The 22,188-nt window shown below is 73.2% G+C and carries 17 protein-coding genes; 10 read left to right on the forward strand and 7 right to left on the reverse strand.

Going from position 1 to position 22,188, the window contains the following annotated elements:
* Positions 1–3: 3 nt before the first annotated feature.
* The 3 genes from BX266_RS32755 to BX266_RS32765 all read right to left on the reverse strand — a co-directional run bounded on the left by BX266_RS32755 (position 4) and on the right by BX266_RS32765 (position 4,412).
* Positions 4–615 (reverse strand): thioredoxin domain-containing protein, encoded by a 612-nt coding sequence (locus tag BX266_RS32755; RefSeq protein WP_180290703.1) that lies wholly within the window; start codon positions 613–615, stop codon positions 4–6.
* 147 nt (positions 616–762) lie between these two features.
* A complete protein-coding gene (locus BX266_RS32760; RefSeq protein ID WP_259464965.1) occupies positions 763–2,988 on the reverse strand; it encodes an RICIN domain-containing protein in 2,226 nt (741 codons plus the stop codon).
* Positions 2,988–4,412 (reverse strand): chitinase, encoded by a 1,425-nt coding sequence (locus BX266_RS32765; RefSeq protein WP_099905850.1) that lies wholly within the window; start codon positions 4,410–4,412, stop codon positions 2,988–2,990. The genes BX266_RS32760 and BX266_RS32765 overlap by 1 nt, the downstream gene beginning before the upstream one ends.
* Positions 4,413–4,790: 378 nt before the next feature.
* Between BX266_RS32765 and BX266_RS32770 the strand changes: the two genes are divergently transcribed.
* The 4 genes from BX266_RS32770 (at position 4,791) to infA (ending at position 7,686) form a co-directional block, all read left to right on the forward strand.
* A complete protein-coding gene (locus tag BX266_RS32770; RefSeq protein ID WP_099905852.1) occupies positions 4,791–5,654 on the forward strand; it encodes a nitroreductase/quinone reductase family protein in 864 nt (287 codons plus the stop codon).
* Between the two features lie 80 nt (positions 5,655–5,734).
* The gene (locus BX266_RS32775) at positions 5,735–6,217 is read left to right on the forward strand and encodes a MarR family winged helix-turn-helix transcriptional regulator (protein ID WP_099905853.1); all 483 of its coding nucleotides are present in this window, start codon (positions 5,735–5,737) and stop codon (positions 6,215–6,217) included.
* A 408-nt stretch (positions 6,218–6,625) separates the two neighbouring features.
* Positions 6,626–7,375 (forward strand): GNAT family N-acetyltransferase, encoded by a 750-nt coding sequence (locus BX266_RS32780; RefSeq protein ID WP_099905855.1) that lies wholly within the window; start codon positions 6,626–6,628, stop codon positions 7,373–7,375.
* Between the two features lie 86 nt (positions 7,376–7,461).
* Positions 7,462–7,686: a translation initiation factor IF-1 gene (infA, locus tag BX266_RS32785; protein WP_099905857.1), complete on the forward strand. Its 225-nt coding sequence runs from the start codon at positions 7,462–7,464 to the stop codon at positions 7,684–7,686.
* 121 nt (positions 7,687–7,807) lie between these two features.
* On the opposite strand, the gene BX266_RS38180 is transcribed toward infA, so the two are convergent.
* Positions 7,808–8,020 (reverse strand): hypothetical protein, encoded by a 213-nt coding sequence (locus BX266_RS38180; RefSeq protein ID WP_143687050.1) that lies wholly within the window; start codon positions 8,018–8,020, stop codon positions 7,808–7,810.
* Between the two features lie 316 nt (positions 8,021–8,336).
* On the opposite strand from BX266_RS38180, the gene BX266_RS32790 reads away from it, so the two are divergent.
* Complete coding sequence (locus BX266_RS32790) at positions 8,337–9,512, forward strand: 8-amino-7-oxononanoate synthase (RefSeq protein WP_259464966.1); 1,176 nt, start codon at positions 8,337–8,339, stop codon at positions 9,510–9,512.
* Between the two features lie 79 nt (positions 9,513–9,591).
* Here BX266_RS32790 and BX266_RS32795 read toward each other — a convergent pair whose 3' ends face one another.
* Positions 9,592–11,109 (reverse strand): alkaline phosphatase family protein, encoded by a 1,518-nt coding sequence (locus BX266_RS32795; RefSeq protein ID WP_099905861.1) that lies wholly within the window; start codon positions 11,107–11,109, stop codon positions 9,592–9,594.
* A 265-nt stretch (positions 11,110–11,374) separates the two neighbouring features.
* On the opposite strand from BX266_RS32795, the gene BX266_RS32800 reads away from it, so the two are divergent.
* The gene (locus BX266_RS32800) at positions 11,375–12,133 is read left to right on the forward strand and encodes a GntR family transcriptional regulator (protein WP_099905863.1); all 759 of its coding nucleotides are present in this window, start codon (positions 11,375–11,377) and stop codon (positions 12,131–12,133) included.
* A gap of 103 nt (positions 12,134–12,236) precedes the next feature.
* On the opposite strand, the gene BX266_RS32805 is transcribed toward BX266_RS32800, so the two are convergent.
* Positions 12,237–13,538, reverse strand: coding sequence for an MFS transporter (locus tag BX266_RS32805; protein WP_099905865.1), 1,302 nt, complete (start codon positions 13,536–13,538; stop codon positions 12,237–12,239).
* Positions 13,535–14,167: a helix-turn-helix transcriptional regulator gene (locus BX266_RS32810; RefSeq protein WP_099905867.1), complete on the reverse strand. Its 633-nt coding sequence runs from the start codon at positions 14,165–14,167 to the stop codon at positions 13,535–13,537. Before BX266_RS32810 ends, BX266_RS32805 begins: the two co-directional genes overlap by 4 nt.
* 269 nt (positions 14,168–14,436) lie before the next feature.
* Here BX266_RS32810 and BX266_RS32815 point away from each other — a divergent pair, with 269 nt between their 5' ends.
* From BX266_RS32815 to BX266_RS32830, 4 genes are all read left to right on the forward strand, one after another.
* Positions 14,437–15,858: a sulfatase gene (locus BX266_RS32815; RefSeq protein WP_099908584.1), complete on the forward strand. Its 1,422-nt coding sequence runs from the start codon at positions 14,437–14,439 to the stop codon at positions 15,856–15,858.
* A gap of 85 nt (positions 15,859–15,943) precedes the next feature.
* Positions 15,944–16,924: a formylglycine-generating enzyme family protein gene (locus BX266_RS32820; protein ID WP_099905869.1), complete on the forward strand. Its 981-nt coding sequence runs from the start codon at positions 15,944–15,946 to the stop codon at positions 16,922–16,924.
* Positions 16,925–17,118: 194 nt separating this feature from the next.
* Positions 17,119–19,278, forward strand: coding sequence for a M4 family metallopeptidase (locus tag BX266_RS32825; RefSeq protein ID WP_099905871.1), 2,160 nt, complete (start codon positions 17,119–17,121; stop codon positions 19,276–19,278).
* Between the two features lie 125 nt (positions 19,279–19,403).
* Positions 19,404–22,172, forward strand: a complete 2,769-nt coding sequence (locus BX266_RS32830; protein WP_099905873.1) for a LuxR family transcriptional regulator — start codon at positions 19,404–19,406, stop codon at positions 22,170–22,172.
* The last annotated feature ends 16 nt before the right edge of the window (positions 22,173–22,188 follow it).

The raw sequence follows: 22,188 nt of genomic DNA on the forward strand, positions 1-22,188 counted from the left end.
TCCTCACAGGTGGGGCTTCAGGAAGCCGACGATCTGGGTCGAGGTGATCGGGTCGTCGTTGACGAACAGCCCGTCATTGGTGGTGGCCCGCACGGTGCCGTCCGGGGCGAGCACGACCAGGCCCGGTATGCCCGTCACGTTGAGGTCGAGGCCGTAGGCCGCCGCCACGTCCAGGTTGACCCAGGCGCTGCGCGGGCCGGTGTCGACCTTGAGGTAGTGCGTCCCTGCGACGAGGGGCTTGACCCGGGAGGTCTGGAGTACCTGGTCGAGTTCGCGGCAGCTGGGACACCAGGCGGCACCGAAGTCGACCAGGACCGGTTTGCCGTCCGCGGATGCCGAGGCGAGCGCTGCGGCGATCTCCTGCCACTCCTTGCGGCCGGCATCGTACCCGGCGGGGAACCGCACCGCGGGCCGGGTCGGGGTGGGCGACGCGGTCGGCGAAGCGGCGGTCGGGGACGGGGCGGAGATCGGGCTCGCGATGACGGCGGGGGTCGCCGGCGCGGGGCTCGCCGCCCCGGCCGGTGAGCTCCCGCCGCCGGAGGAGCAGGCGGCGGTCAGCAGGAGTGCGGCGGCGGCCAGGCCGGCGCCGAGGGAGCGGGGGGAGGTGCTGCGCACGGTCGGGAATCTCCACATGATCACAAAAGGGGATTGGAATATAGCCGACCCCCCGCCGGGGCCGTGCGGAATTACCTCTGCGGTCGAAACGGCACGGCCGCCCCCTCCGGTGCGGAGGGGGCGGCCGGTTTCCGGTGGGGGCCGGGCTTACGGGTAGGCGACCAGGTTGGCCACGTTGGTGGCCGAGTTGGAGGGGCCGCCGGTGGAGTTGATGACGTGGTTGATGGTGCCGGTGCCGCCGAGCGAGACCGTCACCATGTCGTGGAACCGGACGCCGGTGCGGTTCGGGACCTCGAAGGAGTGCTCCTCGACCACGGCCGGGTTGACGTTGAAGTAGGCGTAGGAGCCCAGGCCCCAGGCCTCGTGCGAGGTGACGCCGGAGGCCACCTGGTAGGCCGGGTAGCCGCGGGTCGAGCCGTTCATCCAGGCCGCCTGGTTCGGCGGGTCGTACGGCAGCTCGTTCTGGAAGAAGTACGTGCGGCCGCCGTTGCCGTTCCAGATCACCTGGGTCTGCTGGTAGTGCTCGACGAACAGGCCGTACATGGTGACGTTGTTGCCGTTCACGATCAGGCCGTTGGCGGCGGTGTTGCTGGTCCAGCCCACCCCGCTGCCGTGGTCGGCGCGCCACAGCCACATGTGGTCGCCGATCACGTTGTTGGAGTTGACCACCAGTGACTGGGTGGCCCTGCCGACGCCGGCGCCGCCGATCCGGAAGAACACGTCGTGCAGCGAGGTCGGGTCGGCCGAGTGGTCGGCCGTCGAGCCGGCCGCGCCGACCTGCATCAGCACGGGGGAGTTGACGGTGCCCGCGTCGATCAGCAGCCCGGCCAGCTTCACGCCGTCCACGTCCGCGACGTTCACGGCCGTGATGCCGTTGTCGGGGACGAGCGTCGCCAGACCCAGGCCGAGCACCACGGTGTCCGCCCGGTTGACGTTCAGGGTCTGGTTCAGGTGGTACACGCCCGGCGTGAACAGCAGGTTCTTGCCCTGCGCCAGCGCCGAGTTGATGTCGGCGGCGGTCGCGCCGGGCTTGACGATGAAGAACTGGTCGATCGGCAGCGAGCTGCCCTGCTGCGCGCCGCCGGCCCAGCTGGTGCCGGAGGTGTTGGAGCGCAGCGCGGGGACGAACACCTTGTAGGCGCCCGTGGAGTCCACGTAGAGGAACGGCTTCTCGCGCACCACCGGGGTCTGGTTCACCGTGGTGTAGGGCGGGCTGGGGAAGGAGTTGGCGGGCGCGTTGACGTCGCCGACGAACACCATGTTCCAGTTGGAGCCGGTCCAGCTGCCCCACTGCGCGTTGCGCGACAGCCACTGCTGCTGCGAGCCGGAGCGGACCTGGCCGTCGATCTTCGAGTCGGCGATGAAGCCGCCCGAGGACCAGCCGCCGTCGTCCAGCTGCAGGTTGCCGCGGACGTGCATCCGCCGGTACGGCGCGGCCTGCGAGACCGCCCAACGGTCGGTGCCGGAGGCCGGGTTGACGGACAGGTTCTCGGCGGAGCGCCAGAAGTTCTGGGTGGCGTTGCCCTGGAACCAGTCCGCCTCGGCGTGCACCGCACCGTTGATGGTGACGTCGTCGGGGGACAGGCCGAGGCCCGCGACCTGGGTGTAGAAGCCGACGTTGGCGTCCACGCTGTAGCTGCCCGGCTTGAACAGCAGGGCCTGGCGCTGGGCGCCGAACTGGTTCGACTCCTGCTGGGAGAAGACCGAGTTGAGCTTCGCCTGGACGGTCGCGGCGGGCATCGACGGGTCGAAGACCGCTACGTTCGGCCCGAAGTCGGGGGTGCCGGGCGGGTTCACGACGGTGCTCCCGAAGGTGAAGGACTGCGCGGTCGTGCCGTTGCAGGTGTACTGCTGCAGCTGCACCGCGTCCGCCGTGGAGGCGCTCGGCACGTCCAGGCACTTGCCGCTGTTGCGGTTGACGAAGTGGTAGGCGCCGCTCGCCTCGGCGACCGCCTGCCACTGCTGGTTGAGGCCGCCGCCGTACGTCCACAGCTGGATCTTGGCGGCGTCCGCGGTGGACACGTCGGTGACGTCCAGCGCCTTGCTGGTGTCGTTCTGGGCGTTGATCCGGACGTACCCGGTGCCCAGGTCCTGGACCTGCCACTGCTGGGCCCCGGTGCCGTTGCACGCGTACTGCTGCACGGCGGTGCCGTCGGCGGTCGAGGCCGCCGCGGCGTCCACGCACTTGCCGGAGTTCTGCGCCACCAGGGTGGTCGCCCCGGACGGGACGGCGGCCAGCGCGGCGGGGGCGGGGGCGAGCAGCACCGCGGACGAGGCCAACAGGCCCGCGGTCGCCGCCAGCGGAAGAACAGTCTTACTGCGCACGGGAGTTGCTCCTGTGATCGGCAGACGGGTGATCGGGCGACGGGACATCAGGCGGGCAGGTTCCACTGCTGGTTGGCGCCGGCGAAGCAGTCCCAGATCTGCAGCCGGGTGCCGTTCGCCGAGGACGGCCCGGTGGCGTCCAGGCAGCGCCCGGAGACCGGGTTCAGCAGCGTCTTGTCCGCTCGGGCCTGCCACTGCTGGGCGCCCGTGCCGTTGCAGTCGTACAGCTGGATCTGGGTGCCGTTGGCGGTGCCGGCGGCGGTCACGTCCAGGCACTTGCCGAGCGCGCGGATCGTGCCGTCGGTGCCGACCGTCCAGGACTGGGCGGTGGTGCCGTTGCAGTCGTAGAGCTGGATCGCGGTGCCGTTGGCCGAGCTGGCGGCCGCGACGTCCACGCACTTGCCGCCGTAGCCGGTGATCTGCCCGGTCCGGCCGCTCGGCGGCGGGGTGGTGGTGCCGCCGGTGATCGCGTTGAAGGTCTTCGAGAACTGGTACGCGGACTGCGAGGTGCCGCTGCAACTGTCGGACAGCGTCCCGTTGCTGGCGCAGGCCTTGTCGCGGCCGATCGCCCAGAACGCCAGCAGCTGGATGCCCTTGGAGGCGGCGAAGGTCTCCAGGGTCTGCGCGTTGGCGGTGCTGAACACCTCGGAGGTGGTGTCGTTGACCCCGATCATCGGGGTGTTGCCCTCCATCGCCCACAGCTGCTCGGAGGTCTTGGTGGTCCAGATCTGGCCGAGCTGGGTGTGGAGGCCGTTGGCGGCGCTGATCGCGGCCTGGCCCATGTCCATCGGCGAGCCGTAGTCCATCGTCATGATGTTGACGGCGTTGACGTTCAGGCCGCGGCTCTTGGCGTTGTTCAGCAGGCTGATCGAGTTCGACTCCAGGCCCGAAGGGCTCACCGGCAGAGTGTAGTTGACGTCCAGTCGCTTGCCGGCCGCGGCCTGCGCCTGCTGCAACGCGGCCAGCGCCTGGTTGCGGCGGTCGTTGGCGGCGGTGTCGTTGAGCGCCGAACCCTCGATGTCCAGGTCGATCCGGGTCAGGTTGAGGGTGTCGACCACCCGCTTGTACTGCGCCTGCAGGGTGGACACGCTGGTGCAGGCCTGGCCCAGCTCGGTGCCGGACGCGCCGCCGAAGCTGGCGATCACGTCGCCGCCGGCCGACCGGTGCGCGTTGATCGCACTCGTCCAACCGGCGTCCGCGATCGAGGTGTTGCCGTTGAAGGTGGCGTTGCAGCTGCCGTCGCTGATCACGAAGGCCAGCGTCACGTACTTCAGTCCGCCGCTGTTGCGGGCGTCCGCCAGGGTGGAGGGGTTGTTCCAGGTCTCCAGGTACGGCGCGGCGTAGTGCGCCGGGAAGCCAGGGCCCGGGTTGGCCGCGGCGGAGGCCTGGCCGGCGCCGGCCACCAGCATGGCCGCGACGGTGGCGGGCAGCGCGACCGCGGCGGCCGCGGTGCGGGCGAGATTGCGGATCAAGGCGGCTCCTCGTGGGGGAGATCGTCCACTCGTTCATGTAGTGAACGCGAAGGGATGCCTGAGGGAGCGTCCGAAACGGTCCGGGCAGCGCGGGGCGTCCGCCTGACGGCGGATCAGTGGTGGTGGCCAGCGGCCCCCGCCGGGTTGGTCTGGACCTTTTTCAAGACGTGAAGTTAGGGGGGTGAGCGCGACCACGTCAACCCCCTTGCGTACAGGTCCCGAAGGCCGTGCACGGACGGCGCGGGCGGTTGACCGGTGGTCGCCGTACGCCTAGATTAGATTTGCTTACAAATACGATTCGATCGGCCGTCCCGCCAGCTGTCCGCATCGGTCGCCGGGCCGGTCGTCCACTCAGTCGTCGAACGGGGAGGGACCCGCATGGCCGAGGACCACAACGCTTACGTCATCGAGCAGTTCCGGGCCAACGTGGGCCAGGTCGACGGCTTCCCCGATCTGCTCCTGCTCACCACCGCCGGCCGGCGCACCGGGCGGCCCCGCACCACCCCGCTCGCCCACCGTGAGGACGCCGGCCGCTACCTGGTCTTCGCGTCCAACGCGGGCTCCCCGCAGCACCCCCTGTGGTACCGCAACCTGTTCGCCGCCGGCGGCGGCACCGTCGAACTCCCCGACGGCGAAGGCGGAATCACCAAACTCTCGGTCCGGCCCGTCGAACTCGAGCCCGCCGAACGCGACCGCCAGTTCGCCGAACAGGCCCGCCTCGTCCCCTCCTTCGCCGACTACGCCCGCCGCACCGACCGCACCATCCCGGTCGTCGCCCTGCATCCCCTCGACCTCACCGCGACCCCCGGCCTGCCCGGCGCCGTCGTCGCCCAACTCCGGCTCCACCACGAGGACCTGCGCCGCCAACTCGCCGACCTGCGCACCCGCCTGGACACCGCCGAACCCGCCCCCGCGCCCGACCTCGCCGCCCAACTCCGCGACCACTGCCTGAACTTCTGCTACGGCCTCGACCTGCACCACCTCCGTGAGGACGGCTCCTTCACCGCCTTCGAACGCCAATTCCCGCAACTCGTCCCCGCGATCACCCGCCTGCGCGCCGAACACCGCACTGTCGGCGCCGCCCTCGCCGACTTCGAGACCCGCCTCGCCGACCCCGCCACCGCCGCCGACCCCGCCGCGCTGCGCACCGCCCTCGACCGGCTCACCGAGGGCCTCGAAGCGCACTTCGCCCGCGAGGAGACCCAGTTGCTCGCCGCGTCGGCGCCCCATCCCGAACGGTGAGCCCAAGGCGCGCGGTAGCGTGAGCCCCGGCCCCGCAACCCGCGGGGCCGGACCGCGACGCGCACCGGCCGGGAGGGCGGATGACCGGCAACCCCCTGCCCTCCGACGGGCTCAGCACCCCCGAAGCCGTCCGCGCGATGCTGCTGCTGATGCCACGGGTCGCCGCCCGGGTCAAACGCATCGCCGTCCCCGAAGCCCTGGCCGGCTTCCAGCTCGCCCCCCGGCACCTCACCCTGCTCGCCTACCTCCTGTACGACGGCCCGATGCCCGTCGGCACCCTCGCCGAGCGCCTCGAAGTCGCGCACACCACGGCCAGCCTGATGGTCGGCGACCTCGCCCGCCGCGGCGTCCTCGCCCGCCGGCCCGACCCCGCCGACCGCCGCCGCACCATCGTCTCCCTCACCACCGACCACGCCACCCGCACCGCCGTCGAACACTGGCTCGCCAACGGCGCCGCCGCCTGGCAGTCCGCCTTCGCCCCCCTCACCCCCACCGAACGCGCCCTGTTCGTCCGCACCATGGCCGCCTACGAACAGAACACCTCGGGCGAGACCGCACCCTGACCCCGCGGAGCCGCTGTCAGGGCGATCGGCTCTGATGGGCCGCTGGCGGCCCCCCGCCCGATCGGCCGGCTCCCCGCCTACTCCCACCGGGCGCCGGACGAGCTCACCCCCGCCGCACGCCCCCTGCGCCCGCTCACCCACGGGTTGGCCCGGCTCGACAAGTCCTTCCATGCCGGGCTGCTGTGAGCCCTGCGGCGCAGCTCACGTCGGAGCGATCGGTAAATGGGTTGGACGGGGGGCGGGAGCTTGCTACTGTTCGGATCACCGTGACAGGACGTGAGGAGGTGTGACCCATGAGAGCTGGATCGAGGTGGGCGCTACCACCTTCCCTCACGGTGAACGACTGACATCAGGTGTCGTCGGGAGCGCCCGCTGTTCGCACGCAGGCACTCCTGAAAGGCGAAAGCCATGAACACTGTGATGATCACCCGGGTCGACGAGACCCAATGGCAGGCCCGGGCGGGCGAGTTGATCGTCGGCCACGGCGATGTCTCCGCGCGGCCCGACGGCCGACACTTCGTCAGCATCGACGTCTGGGACGACGCGGCCTTCGACCCGCTGGCCGGCGCGATGCTGGCCGCCCTGCCGACCCCGCTCCACACCCTGGTCGCCGGGGACGACCCCGAGCTGGCCTCCCGCTGGGAGCAGGCCGGGTTCGCTCCCGAGCGCCGCGAGTGGGAGTACGTGCTGGCCACCGGCGCCGCACCGGCCGCCCCCGCGGGGGTGACGGTGCTGCCCGCCGGGACGGCCGAGGAACGAGAGCTGCGCCGGCTCGACCAGGCCGTCCGGGCCGAGGTCGAGGCCGACCGCGGCTGGCACACCATGCCCGCCGAGGTCCGCCCCGGGCCGCCCGGCGACACCCTGATCGACCCGTCGCTGTACGCGGTCGCCGTCCACGGCGGGGAGTACGCCGGCCTGATCCGCGTGGTGCGCAGCCGCAAGGGCACGGCCAGGATCGGTCTGCTCGCCGTCCGCGAGGCGCACCGGCGGCAGGGCCTCGGCCGTGCCCTGCTCGCGCACGCCCTCGGCGACCTGCACCGCACGGGCGTCACTACCGCCTGGGCCGAGATCGACGAGACCAACACCGCCGCCACCGCCCTGTTCGAGCACTTCGGCGCCGAACGGTCCGACCACGTCCTCCACCTGGTGCGCCGCTGACACGGCCCGGCTGGTCCGCCGCAGCCCCACCACTCACTAGCCTGTTCACGAACCCAGTCACCACCCCACTCGAGAAACGAGAAGTCTTGCCAAGAGTCTCCAAGGGTCTGGAAATCGAGGGCACCGTCCTCGAATGCCTGCGCAACGCCACCTTCAAGGTGGAACTCCAGAACGGGCACCAGGTGCTCGCCCACATCAGCGGGAAGATCCGGAAGAACTACATCAAGATCCTCCCCTTCGACCGCGTCCTGGTCGAACTCAGCCCCTACGACCTGACCAGGGGCCGGATCATGTACCGCTACCGCACCTGATCACCCGTCACCCCCGCCGGGACAGCGCCTCGACCGCAGACGCCCCGTGCCGCACCGGCTTGGCCCGGTGCGGCACGGGGCGTCGTGCCGTGCGGCCCTCCGCCGTCCTCCCGGACGGCGGTCAGGCCGCCGACTCGCACAGCAGGGAGCCACCGAGCGGGCCGGCCGGGAAGTCCTGCAGCGCGGTCACCGTCTCGCGCATCACGTCACCGCCCTCCAGCCGACCGAAGTACTTCTCCAACTCGCGGTACGGGCTCAGAACGGTGATGCGCCGCTCGGGGCGGTGCGCCCGCGCCGGTGACGGCGGCCACCACCAACGCGGTGGCCAGGCCACCGACCAGCACGCCCGCGGCGACCAGCTTGAGCGACACCCGGCGGTACCGGGGCAGCGGCGCCACGGGCTGCAGGGTGTCGGCCCAGATGGCTCGGAGCCCGGTGAGTTCTCGGGAGGGCCGGTCGGTCTCGGTGCCGGGCATGTCGGCTCGTCCCACGGAGCCGGGGGAAGCGGAACGGGATCCTACGGTACTGGGCGGGCCGGCGGGACCGGGGCTATCGCCGAACTCCCGCCGCACGCCGTGGGGGTGTGCGAATCGGCACATCGGGGCGGAGTCCGTTGCCCCGGGGCGGCGGGGGGTGACAGAGTGCCGGGCATGGGAGAAGCGCAGGTCAGGACGGGGACGCAGGCGGCCGGGCCGGAGACGGTGTTCGACTGGGTCGACGCGGCGGCGGCGGAGCGCGAGGCGGCCGGGCTGACCCGGCGGCTGCGCAGCCGACCCGCGGAGGATCCGGTGCTGGACCTGGCGTCCAACGACTACCTGGGGCTGACCCGGCACCCTGCGGTGACCGGGGCCGCGGCGGAGGCGGCCCGGCGCTGGGGCGGCGGCGCGACGGGTTCGCGGCTGGTGACCGGCACGACCGAGCTGCACACCGAACTGGAGCGGGAGCTCGCCGAGTTCTGCGGCTTCGAAGCGGCCCTGGTGTTCTCTTCGGGGTACGCAGCAAACCTGGCGGTGCTCACCGCACTCGCCGGACCTGACACCCTGATCGTGTCCGACGCGCACAACCACGCCTCGCTGATCGACGGCTGCCGGCTGGCCAGGGGCCGGGTCGCCCGGGCCGCGCACTGCGACCCGCAGTCGGTCCGGCAGGCGCTGCAGGGCCGCAGCGAGCCGCGTGCCCTGGTGGTCACCGACTCGGTGTTCTCGGTCGACGGCAATGCCGCCCCGCTTACCGAACACCTGCACGCGGCGCGGGAGTTCGGCGCCGCCCTGGTGATCGACGACGCGCACGGACTGGGCGTGCTCGGCCCGGGCGGCGCGGGCGCCGGCGCGGCCTTCGGCATCGCCGGACAGCCCGACGTGGTGGCCACCGCCACCCTGTCCAAGTCGCTCGGCTCGCAGGGTGGCGTGGTGCTCGGCCCGCAGCGGGTGATCCGCCACCTGGTCTCGGCCGCGCGCACCTTCATCTTCGACACCGGCCTGGCCCCGGCCGCCGCCGGTGCGGCGCTCGGCGCGCTGCGCCTGCTGCGCGCCGAGCCCGGACGGGCCGCCGACGCGCTCCGGGTGGCCCGAGAACTCGCGGACCGGCTGGGCGAGCTCGGACTGGACGCGTCCGCCCCGGACGGCGCGGTGGTGTCCGTCCGGGCCGATGACCCGGAGCACGCGGTGCGCTGGGCCGCCGCCTGCCGCGAGGAGGGGCTCGCGGTCGGCTGCTTCCGCCCGCCGTCCGTCCCCGACGGCGTCCCGCGCCTGCGGCTGACCGCCCGCGCGGACCTGACGGGCGAGCAGATCGCCTTCGCCGTCGCCGTGGTGCTCAAGACCCGCTGAGCCGTGAGCCGTGAGCCGTGAGCCGTGAGCCGGCCCGGGGCGGCGCGGCGCGGGCCGCGTCCGCCCCGGGCGGCCGCGATCAGCTGAAGACGACCTGGTCGACCGTCCAGAACGCCGAGTTGGTGCCGGTGTAGCGGAACTGGAAGCGGGCCGTCGAGGCGCCCGCCGGGACGGTGACGTCCAGGTGCTCGACCGTGTTCAGGTCGGCGCGGTAGGACTTCACCAGCTGCGCGGCGCCGCCGTCGAAGGACACGTACAGGTCGCCGGTCTGCGGGCCGTCGATCTTGTAGTCGGTGGCGAAGGACAGCGTCGCGTGCGAGCGGCCCGCCACCGAGTAGGCGGGGCTGATCAGCGTCGAGTCGAACTGGCCGGTGCCGTGCGTCTTGTCGTCCCACTCGTCGGAGTCGGCGACCGCGAACACGTTGCGGGCCCGGACGTTGGTCTCGCGGCTCTGACCGAGCTGCGCGGCCGTCCAGAACTCGTCGGTGGCGAACGCCCAGCCGCGCCACTCGGTGACACCGCCGGACGGCATCCGCGAGTTGTCGATCGACCAGCCGGCCGGCGGGGTGTGGGTGAAACCCTTGACGGTGGAGTCGATGCCGGTCTCGTCGACCCGGGTCTGCAGGGCGGGCCGCAGCCCGTCGAACTCGTCCGGCACGATCTCGTCGACCGGCTTGCCGTCCAGGCCCCAGGCCGGGTCGATCGCCGCGCCCTCGTGCTTGAGCACGGTCGGCGCGATGTCCACCGGCTTCACGTCGTAGCGGCGCGCACCCGCGGTGCAGCCCTTGCCGTTCAGCACCATCCAGGTCTGCCGCTCGTTGGCGGAGTTGCCGCCGTGGCCGCCCGCGTCGGTGTGGCCGTGGTCGGTGGTGACGACGATCAGCCAGTCCTCGGCGGCGTACGTGGGACGGGACTTGAGACCGGCCAGCACCTGTCCGAGCAGGCCGTCCACGCCGTGGATCGCCGCCAGGTACTGGCTGGACGCGCCGCCGTAGGAGTGCCCGGCCTCGTCCACCTCGTCGAAGTGCAGGAACACCGAGTCCGGGTTTCCGTGCGCCAGGTAGTCGGCGGCGTCCGAGGCGGTCCTGGCGTCGTTCTCGCTCTCCGCGATCCGCAGGTCGGCCTTGCCGTTGAAGACGTTCGCGGTGATCGGGTTCCAGGAGCCGATCACCAGCGTGGAGGCGGCGGGGTCCGCGGTCTCCAGCCGGCTCGCGTAGTCCGGGTACAGATCGAAGCGCGCGCCCGTGAACGCGTTGTCCAGCGCCTTGTGCTTGTCCGGCCACACCCCGGTCCCGATGGTCGACCACCCCGGGCCGGAGAGCGTCGGCGCCAGCGGGTTGGCGTACAGGTTGGAGGTGGCGGTCGTCCCCGACGCCATCAGCGCCTTCAGGTTCGGCGCGTCGGCGGCCGCGATCTTGTCGTACCGGGTGCCGTCGATGCCGATGACCAGCGTCTTGGCCTGCTTGCTGCCGTTCGGCAGACCGTTGTACGAACCGGTGGCCGCCACGGCGGACGAGCTGCCGAGCGGCACCAGCGCAGCCGCGACGACAGCCGCGGCGGACAGCGAAAGAGCGGTGGTGGAACGGGAGTTGCGCACGGGGTCTCCCAACGGGAAAGCGGCCCGGTGCGGTCGCACCGGCAGCTAGAGGATGGGGCGGCCGGGCGAGCGCGAACCCGCTCCGAATCCACGGTTGTATGAACAAGCGCCGAAATTCAGTCCAGACCGGTTACCGTTCCGTGATGCTCCGTCAACGTTCGAAGTGCGTCGGCGAGTCGGCTCAGCGGCCCTCGCCGTCCGGCGCCGGGGCGGTAGCCGGCGGGCGAGGGAGCGGGGAGTCGAGGGCGGGAAATAGGGTGGGGCGGTGAACCATGGCACCTCGCGCGCTCCCGTCGTCCCCGCCCGGTCCGGTGTGCCCGAGCACGGTCGGGTGCCGAAGTATTACCTGGTGAAGGCGCAACTAGAAGAGTTCCTCGGGGAGTTGGGGCCGGGCGGGCGGTTGCCCACGGAGGCCGATCTGGCGGAGCGGTACGGGGTGGCCAGGGCGACGGTGCGGCAGGCGTTGCGGGACCTGCTGCTGGAGGGGCGGCTCCGGCGGCAGGGCCGGGGGACGGTGGTGGCGGGAGCGAAGATCGAGCAGCCGCTGTCGCTGGCCAGCTACACGGAGGGCGTGACCCGGCAGGGCCTGCGGCCCGGCCGGACGCTGATCGCGTTGGACCGGCTGCCGGCCGACCCGGCGATGGCGGAGCGGCTGGCCGTCGGCGCAGGAGAGCCGCTCTGGCACCTGGAGCGGGTGCTGCGCGCCGACGAGGAGCGGGTCGGCCTGGAGTCCACGTACCTGCCGGTGGCCCGAGTGCCCGGGCTGGAGCGGGAGTTCGACCCGTCCGGCTCGCTCTACGGGTACCTGCGCGAGCACGGCGTGCGGATCGCCGGGGCGGAGGAGCGGATCGAGACCGTGCTCGCCACCCCGCGCGAGGCCCTGCTGGTCGGCACGCCGCCCGCGCTGCCGATGCTGCTGCTGCACCGCCGCAGCCGGGACGCCGCCGGACACCCGCTGGAGCTCGTCCGCACCCTCTACCGGGGCGACCGCTTCAGTTTCACCCTCGACCTGAGCGCCGACTGACCCCCGACCTCCGCTGCACCGCCACGCTCTCCCCCCGGAGACGGACGCCGACGGCGGCATCGGGGCCCGACCTCCGGGTGTCGCCGGGACCGTGCGGAGCGGGTCACGCGACGGTGCTGAACTCCTGCTCCTCGGCGGACAGTTCGTCGATGGTGCGGACCCGGGGGATCGGCGAGGGCAGCAGCCACAGCACCGACAGCGCGCCGCCGACCGCCGCCGTCAGCAGGGCCGCCCGCAGGCCCAGCGTGCTGCCCAGCAGGCCGCCGAGCAGCGCGCCCAGCGGGCGGACGCCGTAGTTGACGGTGCTGAACGCGCCCGCGACCCGGCTGCGCAGCCGGTCCGGAATGACCGCCGTCTGAACCGAATTCAGATTGACGTCGAAGAGCATCACGCCCAGGCCGGAGAGGAACTCGGCGCCCGCCAGCGCCCCCGCCCGAACCCACAGCGGGCCGCCCGCCACCGCCAGCAGCGCGATCGGCGCCGGGAACAGCACCGCGCCCACCACGATCGTCCGGCCGACGCCGATCCGCCGCGAGAGCGCCGGGGCGAGCACCGCGCCCAGCAGGCCGCCGGTCGCGCCGACACCGAACGCCAGGCCGATGCCGCCCGCCGACAGGTCCAGCTCGCGGCTGGCGAACAGCACGGTGAGGCTGTAGCCCACGAAGGTGAAGAAGTTGACGGTCGTGCAGCAGCCCAGGCTGGCTCGCAGGTACGGGTGCCGGACCACGAACCGCAGCCCCTCGCGGGCCCGGGTCAGCATGCTGGGGCCGCCGCCGCCCGCGGCCGGCTCGCTGACCTCGATCCGGCCGACCAGCAGCGCCGAGGCCAGGAAGGACAGCGCGTCCGCGAGCACCGCGACCGGCGCCGTCAGCACCTGCACCAGCACACCGCCGAGCGCCGGGCCGGCGATCTGCGAGGCCGACCGGCTGGTGCTCAGCTTGCTGTTGGCGTCCAGGTAGGACGAGCGCGGCACCAGGTGCGCGAAGAACGGCGAGTACGCGTTGTTGAACAGCACTCCCGCCGCGCCGGTCACCACCGCCACCGCGTACAGCTGACCCAGCGTCACCGCGTCGAACAGCGCCGCCACCGGCACCGAGACCAGCGCCAGGGCGCGCACCACGTCCGCCAGCACCATCAGCCGGCGCTTGTCGGAGCGGCCGTCCACCCAGGCGCCCAGGAAGACCGCCAGCAGGTTCGGCGCCCAGACCAGCGCCGTCAGCGCCGCCACCTGAGGGGCCGAGGCGTGCAGTGCGCCGACCGCGATCAGCGGCAGGGCCAACTCGGATATGCGGTCGCCGAACTGGGAGACCGACTGGCCCGCCCAGAAGCGCAGGAAGCGGCGGTCGCGCCAGAGCGAGGCCGGGCCGGGCCGGGCCTCGGCGGCCCGGGGGAGGGGTACGGTCACGAGGCGCCGCCGCTCTGCTCGTCCGCGGGGCCCTCGCCGTACGCGTCCCGGGCGTCCGACGCCTCCGGCAGCGAGTAGCGCATCAGCCGCACCATCCGGGCTCCCTCCGGCCAGTGCGCGCCGTCGCGGTGCACGTACGGTGCGAGCAACTGCTCGATTGCGTCCTCCAGGCCCGCCAACTCCTCGGTGGAGAGCACCACCCGGGTGTTGGCCAGGCCGGACAGCCGGCGCCACTCCAGCGGAAGGCCCGGCTCGACCTCGGCCATCCACTGGCCCGGCAGCCCCGCCGAGCGCTGGAACATCAGCTGCGAGAGCGCCCCGGCGGCCTCGGCGGACTCGCCCTCCGCGGTCGGCGCGAACCGGAACCCGCGGCCGACCGCCTCCCAGCGCCGCTTGCGCCGGTCCGGACCGGGTTCGGCGTCCTGCACCAGGCCGAACTCGGCGAGGTGCCGCAGGTGCCAACTGGTCACGGTCGGAGTGGCCCCCACGTGCGGTGCCAACTCGCTTGCGGTGGCGGGTCCGTGGAGGCGAAGACGCTCCAGGACGGCCAGTCGGACGGGGTGGGCCAGGGCGCGCATGGCCCTGGGGTCGGTGATCTCGACATCACCGAGCGGATTGTCGGAGCTCATGTCTGAGAGTGTGCTCTCAGATTATCTGAGAGTCAACTCTCAGAACTCGTGGCGCCGATTCAGGGCGATCAGGTGGTGCGGCGGGGCAGCCGCGCAACATTGCAACACGGCCGTGAACAGCGTGCGTTGTCTGGTCGCGGACGATTGCGGGGCGCTCCGGCGCGCCCGTAGGTTCACGGTCAAGCGCGCCGCACACGCTCCGTCCGGCCGGGGACGCCCGCCGACTCCCTCCTCGTACGCCCGTCCTCCTGCGAAAGGGCATGCCCACCATGAGTCGGAATCCCGAACCGTCCCGCGACGAGCCCCGGCTCGGCCGCCGCAGTTTCCTGGCCGGCGCGGCCTCCGTGGCCGCCGCGACCGCGCTGCCGCTGACCGTCGGCGCCGGGTCGGCGGCCGCGGCCGGCGCCCGGCCGAACATCCTGATCATCCTCACCGACGACCAGCCGAAGCAGACCGAGTGGGCCACCCCGAAGACGGTGGACTGGCTGGTCGGACACGGGGTGCGGTTCACCGCAGGGCACGTCACCACGCCGCTGTGCGCGCCGTCACGGTCGTCGATCTTCAGCGGCCAGTACGCCCACCACCACGGCGTGCGCGACAACGGCCACCCGTACAACCTGGACCAGCACGACACGATCCAGCGGGCACTGAGTCAGGCGGGCTACCGCACCGGCCTGTTCGGCAAGTACCTGAACGCCTGGCAGCCGGCCGACAACCCGCCGCACTTCGAGGAGTGGCTGCTGTCGGCGCCGGTGGTCTACAACGACGGCCAGTACAACGACAACGGCACCGTCCGCACCATTCCCGGCTACTCGACCTCGGTGATCCGCGACCACGCCCTCGCCTTCCTCGACAAGGCCGCCACCGACTCCCGCCCGTGGTTCGCGTTCGTCGCGCCGAAGGCCTCGCACGAGCCGAACACGCCCGAGCCGAAGTACGCCGACACCGCCGTCCCCGCCTGGGACGGACGCCCGTCCGTCGGCGAGGCGGACCGCAGCGACAAGCCCGAGTGGATCCAGAACGGGACCGCCACCCTCGCCACCGCCCGGCAGCTGAGGGCGCGTCAGCTGCGCACCCTGCTGTCGGTGGACGACGCGGTGCAGGCCATCCACGACAAGCTGGCCGCGCTCGGGCAGCTGAACAACACCCTGGTGATCTACCTGGGCGACAACGGCTACACCTGGGCCGACCACGGCTGGTCGAAGAAGTCGGTGCCTTACCTGCCGTCCGTGGAGGTGCCGTTCTACCTGTCCTGGCCGGCCGGCGGGCTCGGCGCGGGCAGCCCCGCCGACCACCGGATCGTGGCCAACATCGACATCGCCCCGACCGTCCTGCAGGCCGCCGGGATCACCCCCGACTGGGCGGTCGACGGACACTCGCTGCTCGGCGCCTACAGCCGGGACCACCTGCTGGTCGAGTTCTGGGAGCAGGGCGCCCACCAGGCCGGGCAGCCGCACACCTGGTCCTCGTACCTGAGCGGGACCGAGCAGTACACCGAGTACTACAAGCTGCACACCGATGCGAACGGCCTGCCCGTCGGCACCGGAGAGGTCGCCTTCCGGGAGTACTACGACCTGTCGGCCGACCCGTACCAGCTGGTCAACAGGCTGTACCAGGCCACGCCCGCGCAGGAGCAGGCCCTCGGCGTCCCGGCCCTCGCGGCCACCCTCGCCGCCGAGCGCACCGCCTGACGGCCGTTCCCTGCCCCACCCCGCCGACCCCGGCCGGTCGTCTCCCCGGCGGCCGGCCGGCCCCGTCACGTTCCGAAAGGCCGTCATGCTCTCCTGCTGCACCCCCGGGCACGAGCCCGTCGACCTCGGCACGCCACTGCTGCTGACCGCGCCCCTGCTCGCAGCCGCCCCCGAACCCGCCGCACCCGCGGCTCCCTCGCCGGCCGCGCTGCGCGCCGCACGGGGACTGCTGGAGCTGCCCGGCGGCGCGTTCCTGATGGGCGGCGAGGACCCGGACGGCATCCCGGCCGACGGCGAGGGGCCGGTCCGGGAGGTGGAGCTGGACGGGTTCGCCATCGCCGCGACCACCGTCAGCAACGCCGAGTTCGCGTCGTTCGCCCGGGAGAGCGGGTACGTCACCGACGCCGAGCGCTTCGGGTTCAGCTTCGTGTTCGAGGGGTTCCTCGCGGAGCGGCTGCGCGCCGCCTCCCCGCCGGTCGCGGCGACCCCGTGGTGGCGGGCCGTCAGCGGCGCGAGCTGGCGCGCCCCGGAGGGCCCGGGCAGCGACTTCGCGGCCCGCCAGCAGCACCCGGTGGTGCACGTCTCGTGGAACGACGCGCAGGCGTACTGCGCCTGGTCCGGCACCCGGCTGCCCACCGAGGCCGAGTGGGAGTACGCGGCACGCGGCGGCCGGGTTGGCACCCGCTACCCGTGGGGCGACGAACTCGCGCCCGGCGGACGGGAGATGCTCAACATCTGGCAGGGCTCGTTCCCGGCCGTCAACACCGGCCGGCACCGCTCCACCGCGCCGGTCCGCTCCTACCGGCCGAACGGCTTCGGACTCCACAACACCCTCGGCAACGTGTGGGAGTGGTGCGCCGACCGGTTCAGCGCCGACCACCACCGCGCCGCCGGCCCGGCGACCCGCCGCAACCCCACCGGACCCGCCGAGGGCGCCGCCCGGGTGATGCGCGGCGGGTCCCACATGTGCCACGCCTCGTACTGCAACCGGTACCGGCTGGCCGCCCGCTCCTCCAACACGCCGGACAGCTCCAGCGGCAACATCGGTTTCCGGGTGGCCCGCTGACGGACGCTCAGCACGCCCCTGCCGGCAGGCGGGGCGCACCCTTGCCCGGCCCTTGTGGAGTCGGCGAGGGCATGTCGCGGGGGTGGGCGGCCGTCCTAGCGTCCTGCCGCCGAGCTGAAACCGGCCGAGACGCCACACCCCATCGGTGTCGCCGGCCGTCCCCCATCAACCCCGGCTCGGTGGGAGGAAACCCGATGAACCGCAAGACCGCTCTGGCGGCAGCTGTTGCGGCCGCCCTCACCCTGGGCAGCGCCGTGGTGGCGAGTTCCCAGTCCGTCGCACTGGCCAGCGGCACCGCACAGGCCGGTGCCGGCTTCCGGTCGATGAGCACCGCGGGCCGGCTCGCGGCCCTGCAGCAGGCGAGCCAGGAGGCCGGGGCCGTGGCCAAGTCGCTGGGCCTGGGCCCGGACGAGCGCCTGCTCGCCAAGGACGTGCTGGTCGACGACGACGGCTCCCGGCACGTCCGGTACGACCGGACCTACCGCGGCCTGCCGGTGGTCGGCGGCGACCTGGTCGTGCACCGGGCCGGCAACGGGAAGATCACCTCCACCAGCTGGGCCCACGACGGCGCGATCAAGGTCACCGGCGTCTCGCCGAAGCTGACCGGCAAGGACGCCTCGGCCGCCGCCGAGCGCAGCGCCAAGCACGTGACCTCGGCCCGCACCACCACCCTGGACACCAGCCAGCTGGTGGTCTGGGCGGTCGGCAAGGTCCCGGTGCTGGCGTACCGCAACACCGTCACCGGCGCGGGCGAGGCCGGCGCGAATTCCCGGGAGGCGGTGATCGTCGACGCGTCCACCGGCGCGGTGCTCGACCAGTACGAGACCACCCCGGCGGTCTCCGGCAGCGGCAACGGCGTCAACGTCGGCCAGGTGACCATCGAGACCAGCCAGGGCGGCAGCGGCTACACGCTGACCGACGCGCTGCACGGCTCGACCGTGGTCTACGACTCGTACAACAGCCCGCAGTCCAACCCGGCGCAGAACGCCCGGACCTTCAGCAAGTCCAGCAACTCCTGGGGCAACGGCTCCACGTCGAGTCGGGAGAGCGCCGCCGTGGACGCCTCCTACGGCCTCGCCAAGACCTGGGACTACTACAAGAACACCTTCAACCGCAGCGGCATCCGCAACGACGGCCGCGGCGCCCCGGCGTACGTGCACGTCGACAACAGCCTGCTGAACGCCTTCTACGACGACAGCTGCTTCTGCATGTCCTTCGGCGACGGCTCCTCGCAGAACGGCAACACCCCGCTCACCGCCCTCGACGTCGCCGGCCACGAGATGAGCCACGGCGTCACCGCGGCCACCGCGAACCTCAACTACTCCGGCGAGTCCGGCGGCCTGAACGAGGCCACCTCCGACATCTTCGGCACCATGGTCGAGTTCTACGCCAACAACAGCACCGACCCCGGTGACTACTACATCGGCGAGAAGCTGCACATGGGCAACGGCTACCTGCGGCGGATGGACAACCCGGCCGCGGACGGCTCCTCGCTGTCCTGCTACAGCAGCCGGGCCGGCCAGGTCGACGTGCACTACTCCTCCGGCATCGCCAACCACTTCTTCTACCTGACCGCCGAGGGCACCGGCGCCAAGACCATCGGCGGCCTGTCGCACAACGGCACCCCGTGCAACGGCGACAGCTTCGGCGGCATCGGCAAGGACAAGGCCGCGGCGATCTGGTACCGCGCCCTGAGCACCTACATGACCTCCACCACCACCTACTCCTCGGCCCGCACCGCCACCCTGCAGGCCGCCGCCGACCTGTACGGCGCCAACTCCCAGGAGCGGTACATCGTCTCCAAGGCGTGGGCGGCCGTCTCGCTCGGCACCGCACTGCCCGACCCGGGCAACGGCACCCCCACGCCCTCGCCGTCCACGTCCCCGACCTCCTCGCCCACCGGCAACCCCAACCCGGGCAACGCGCTGACCAACGGCGGCTTCGAGCAGGGCGCCACCGGCTGGACCCAGAGCGCCAACGACATCACCAACTCCACCCAGCAGTCCGCGCACGGCGGCTCCTGGTACGCCTGGATGATGGGCTACGGCAGCGCCGCCACCGAGTCCCTCTCGCAGGGCAACATCGCGGTGCCCGCCACCGGCAGCCCCAAGCTCACCTTCTGGCTGTACGTCAGCACCCAGGAGAGCGGCTCCACCGTGTACGACACCCTCAAGGTCAACGTCAACGGCGCCACCGTGGCCACCTACTCCAACGCCAACGCCGGCGCCGGGTACGTGCAGAAGACCGTCGACCTGTCCGCCTACCGCGGCCAGAGCATCAGCCTGGAGTTCGCCGGCGCCGAGGACGCCTACCTGTCGACCACCTTCCTGGTCGACGACGTCGCCGTCGGCTGACCGCGGCCTGCCCTCTCACGGGGCCAACGATCAACCCTTAAAGGGAACTTAACGGAAGATCGCGAGGGTGTCGTGTTCATGCGACACCCTCGCGCGGGCGGTGCGGAGGCGGCACACTGACCGCCATGACCGGCATCCTCCCCGGCCCGGTCGGGTCAGCCACCACCCCGGCGGACCCGACCGAGCCCCCGCTCGTCGACCGGGCGAACCTGCTCGCCGACATCCGGGCCGCCCTCACCGCCACCGGCGGCGTCCTGCTGCACGGGCCGGCCGGCATCGGCAAGACCGCGCTGCTCGACGCGCTCGGCCGGGAGGCGGACGCCGCAGGGGAGTCGGTGCTGCGCAGCAGCCCCACCGCGGCCGAGGCGGACCTGCCGCACCTCGCGCTGATCGACCTCCTCGGCGAGGCCCTCCCCGGCCTCGCCGAGGACCTGCCCGACCACCTGCGGCAGGCCCTCGAACGGGCCCTGCTGCACCGCGCACCCGCCCCCGGCACCCCCACCGACCCGCTGGCCGTCCGGGTCGCCGTCCTCGAAGCCCTGCGCCGTCTCGCCGGACGCGGCCCCGTGCTGGTGCTGCTCGACGACACCCAGTGGCTCGACGAGGCCAGCCGCCAGGTGATCGCCTTCGCCGCCCGTCGCCTGACGGACCGTCAGATTCGCTTCGCCGTCACCGAACGCACCGCGCACGCCGACGCCGAACCCGCGATGGGACGGCTCTGCCCGCCCGCCGCCCGCGAGTTCCCGGTCGGACCGCTCGGCGAACGCGGCACCGGCGCCCTGCTGCGCGAACGCCTCGGCCTGCGGCTGAGCGGCCTCACGCTCAGCCGGGTGCACACCGTCAGCGGCGGAAACCCCTATTACGCACTTGAGTTGGGCCGCTCACTGGCCGCCGGCGGCAGCGAGGCCGCACTCGCCGCCGACCCCGCCCGCCCGCTCGACGTGCCGCACCGGCTGCGCGCCCTGGTCTCCGCCCGGCTCGGCGAACTCCCCGAATCCGCCCGGCAGTCGCTCACCGTCCTGGCCGCCGCCGCGCGCCCCGGCACCGCGCTGCCAGCCACCGTCACCGAGCCCCTGGCGGCCGCCCGCCGGCACGGCATCGTGCGCCAGGCCCCGTCCGGCGCGCCCCAGTTCAGCCACCCCCTGGTCGCCGAAGTGGTCCTCGCCGACGCCGCCCCCGACGCCCTCCGGGAAGCCCACCGGCTGCTCGCCGCGCTCACCGCCGACCCCGTCGAGCAGGTCCGCCACCAGGCGCTCGCCGCCGACGCCCCCGACCCCCGGCTGGCCTCCCGGCTGGCCCGCGCCGCCGACACCGCCCTCACCCGCGGCGCCCCCGGCACCGCCGCCGAACTGCTCCGCCTCGCCGCCGACCACACCCCCGACCCGGAGACCGCCGGCCGCCGCCTGCTCGCCGCCGCCCGCAACGCCGCCGCCGCCGGCCTGCCCGACCTGGCCCGGGCCTGCGGCGAGCGCCTCGCCACCGCCCCCGCCGCCGACATCCGGGTGCACAGCCGGCTGCTGCTCGCCCGCCTGCTCGGACCCGACCACCCCGGCGCCGAAGCCCTGCTCGCCGCCGCCGCCGAGGACACCGGCGGCCACCCCGCCCTCACCGCCGCCGTCCACCAGGAACGGGCCGTCCGCGCCCTCCACCACGGCGACCGGGCCGCCGGCCTGGCCGAACTCGAAACCGCCGAGAAGCACGCCGACAACGCCGACGACCCCGACCTGCTGGTCGAGCTCCTCGCCCAGCGCGCACCCATCACCCTGCTCGCCGACCCCGCCCTCGGCCTCGCCCAACTCGAACGCGGCTGCCGCCTCGCCGCGGGCCGGCCCCCCACCGCCGCCGGCGTGTTCTGCCGCCAGGGCCTCGCCGTCGCCGCGCTGCGCAGCGGAGACCTGCCCCGCGCCCTCGCCGAGGTCGAGAGCCTGCGCACCGAGGTCGAAGCCGCCGGCCGCACCGAGGACCTCGCCAACGTCCTCTACATCGCCGCCTCCGTCTACGAACGCGCCGGCCGCTGCGCCGAAGCCTTCGCCGCCGGCCGGGCCGCCCACGACCTGCGCGAACGCATCGAACCCACCCCCGGCCCGGCCCGCGTCCTCGGCGGCGCCGCCGAACTCAACGGCGGCACCGCCGAACGCGCCGCCCAGCTCCTGGACTCCGCGATCCGCGCCGCCGAGAACGACCACGACCGCGAGTGGCTCGCCTACGCACACGGCCTGCGCGGCCGGGTCGAACTCCTCCGCGGCCACCACCAGGCCGCCGCCGAACACCTGACCCGCTGCCAACACCTGCTCCGCCGGATGGAGTTCACCGACCCGGCGCTGTTCCTGGTGGACGCCGACCTGGCCGAGTCGCTCACCCTCTCCGGCCGCCACGAGGAAGCCGCCGACACCCTCGCCGACGCCCGCGAACGCGCCGGCCGGCTCGGCCGCGAGGTGGTCCTGCTCGGCCTGCACCGCGCCGAGGCCCACCTCACCGCGGCCGCCGACCCCCGCGCCGCCGCCGACACGCTGCGGGCGCTGCTCCCCGCCAGCCACCCCTACCCGCTCGAACTCGCCCGCGCCCACCTGGCGTTGGCCCACCTCGAACGCCGCGCCCGGCGCCGCGCCGCGGCCCGCGCGGCCCTCCGGGAGGCGCACGCCCGCTACACCGCCGCCGCCTGCCTGCCCTGGCAGCAGCACACCGCCACCGCTCTCGCCGCCCTCGACGCCCTGGAAGCCGACCCCACCCCCACCCAGCAGCAGATCCTCGCCCTGATCCGGGCCGGCGCCACCAACCGCGAGATCGCCGCCGCCCTCCACCTCTCCGTCAAAGCCGTCGAGGCCAACCTCACCCGCCTCTACCGCCAGTTCGGCGTCCGCGGCCGCGCCGAACTCGGCCGCCACCTCGACTGAGCCCGGCGCGGACGGG

The organism is Streptomyces sp. TLI_171 (genome assembly GCF_003610255.1).
Classification (GTDB): domain Bacteria; phylum Actinomycetota; class Actinomycetes; order Streptomycetales; family Streptomycetaceae; genus Kitasatospora.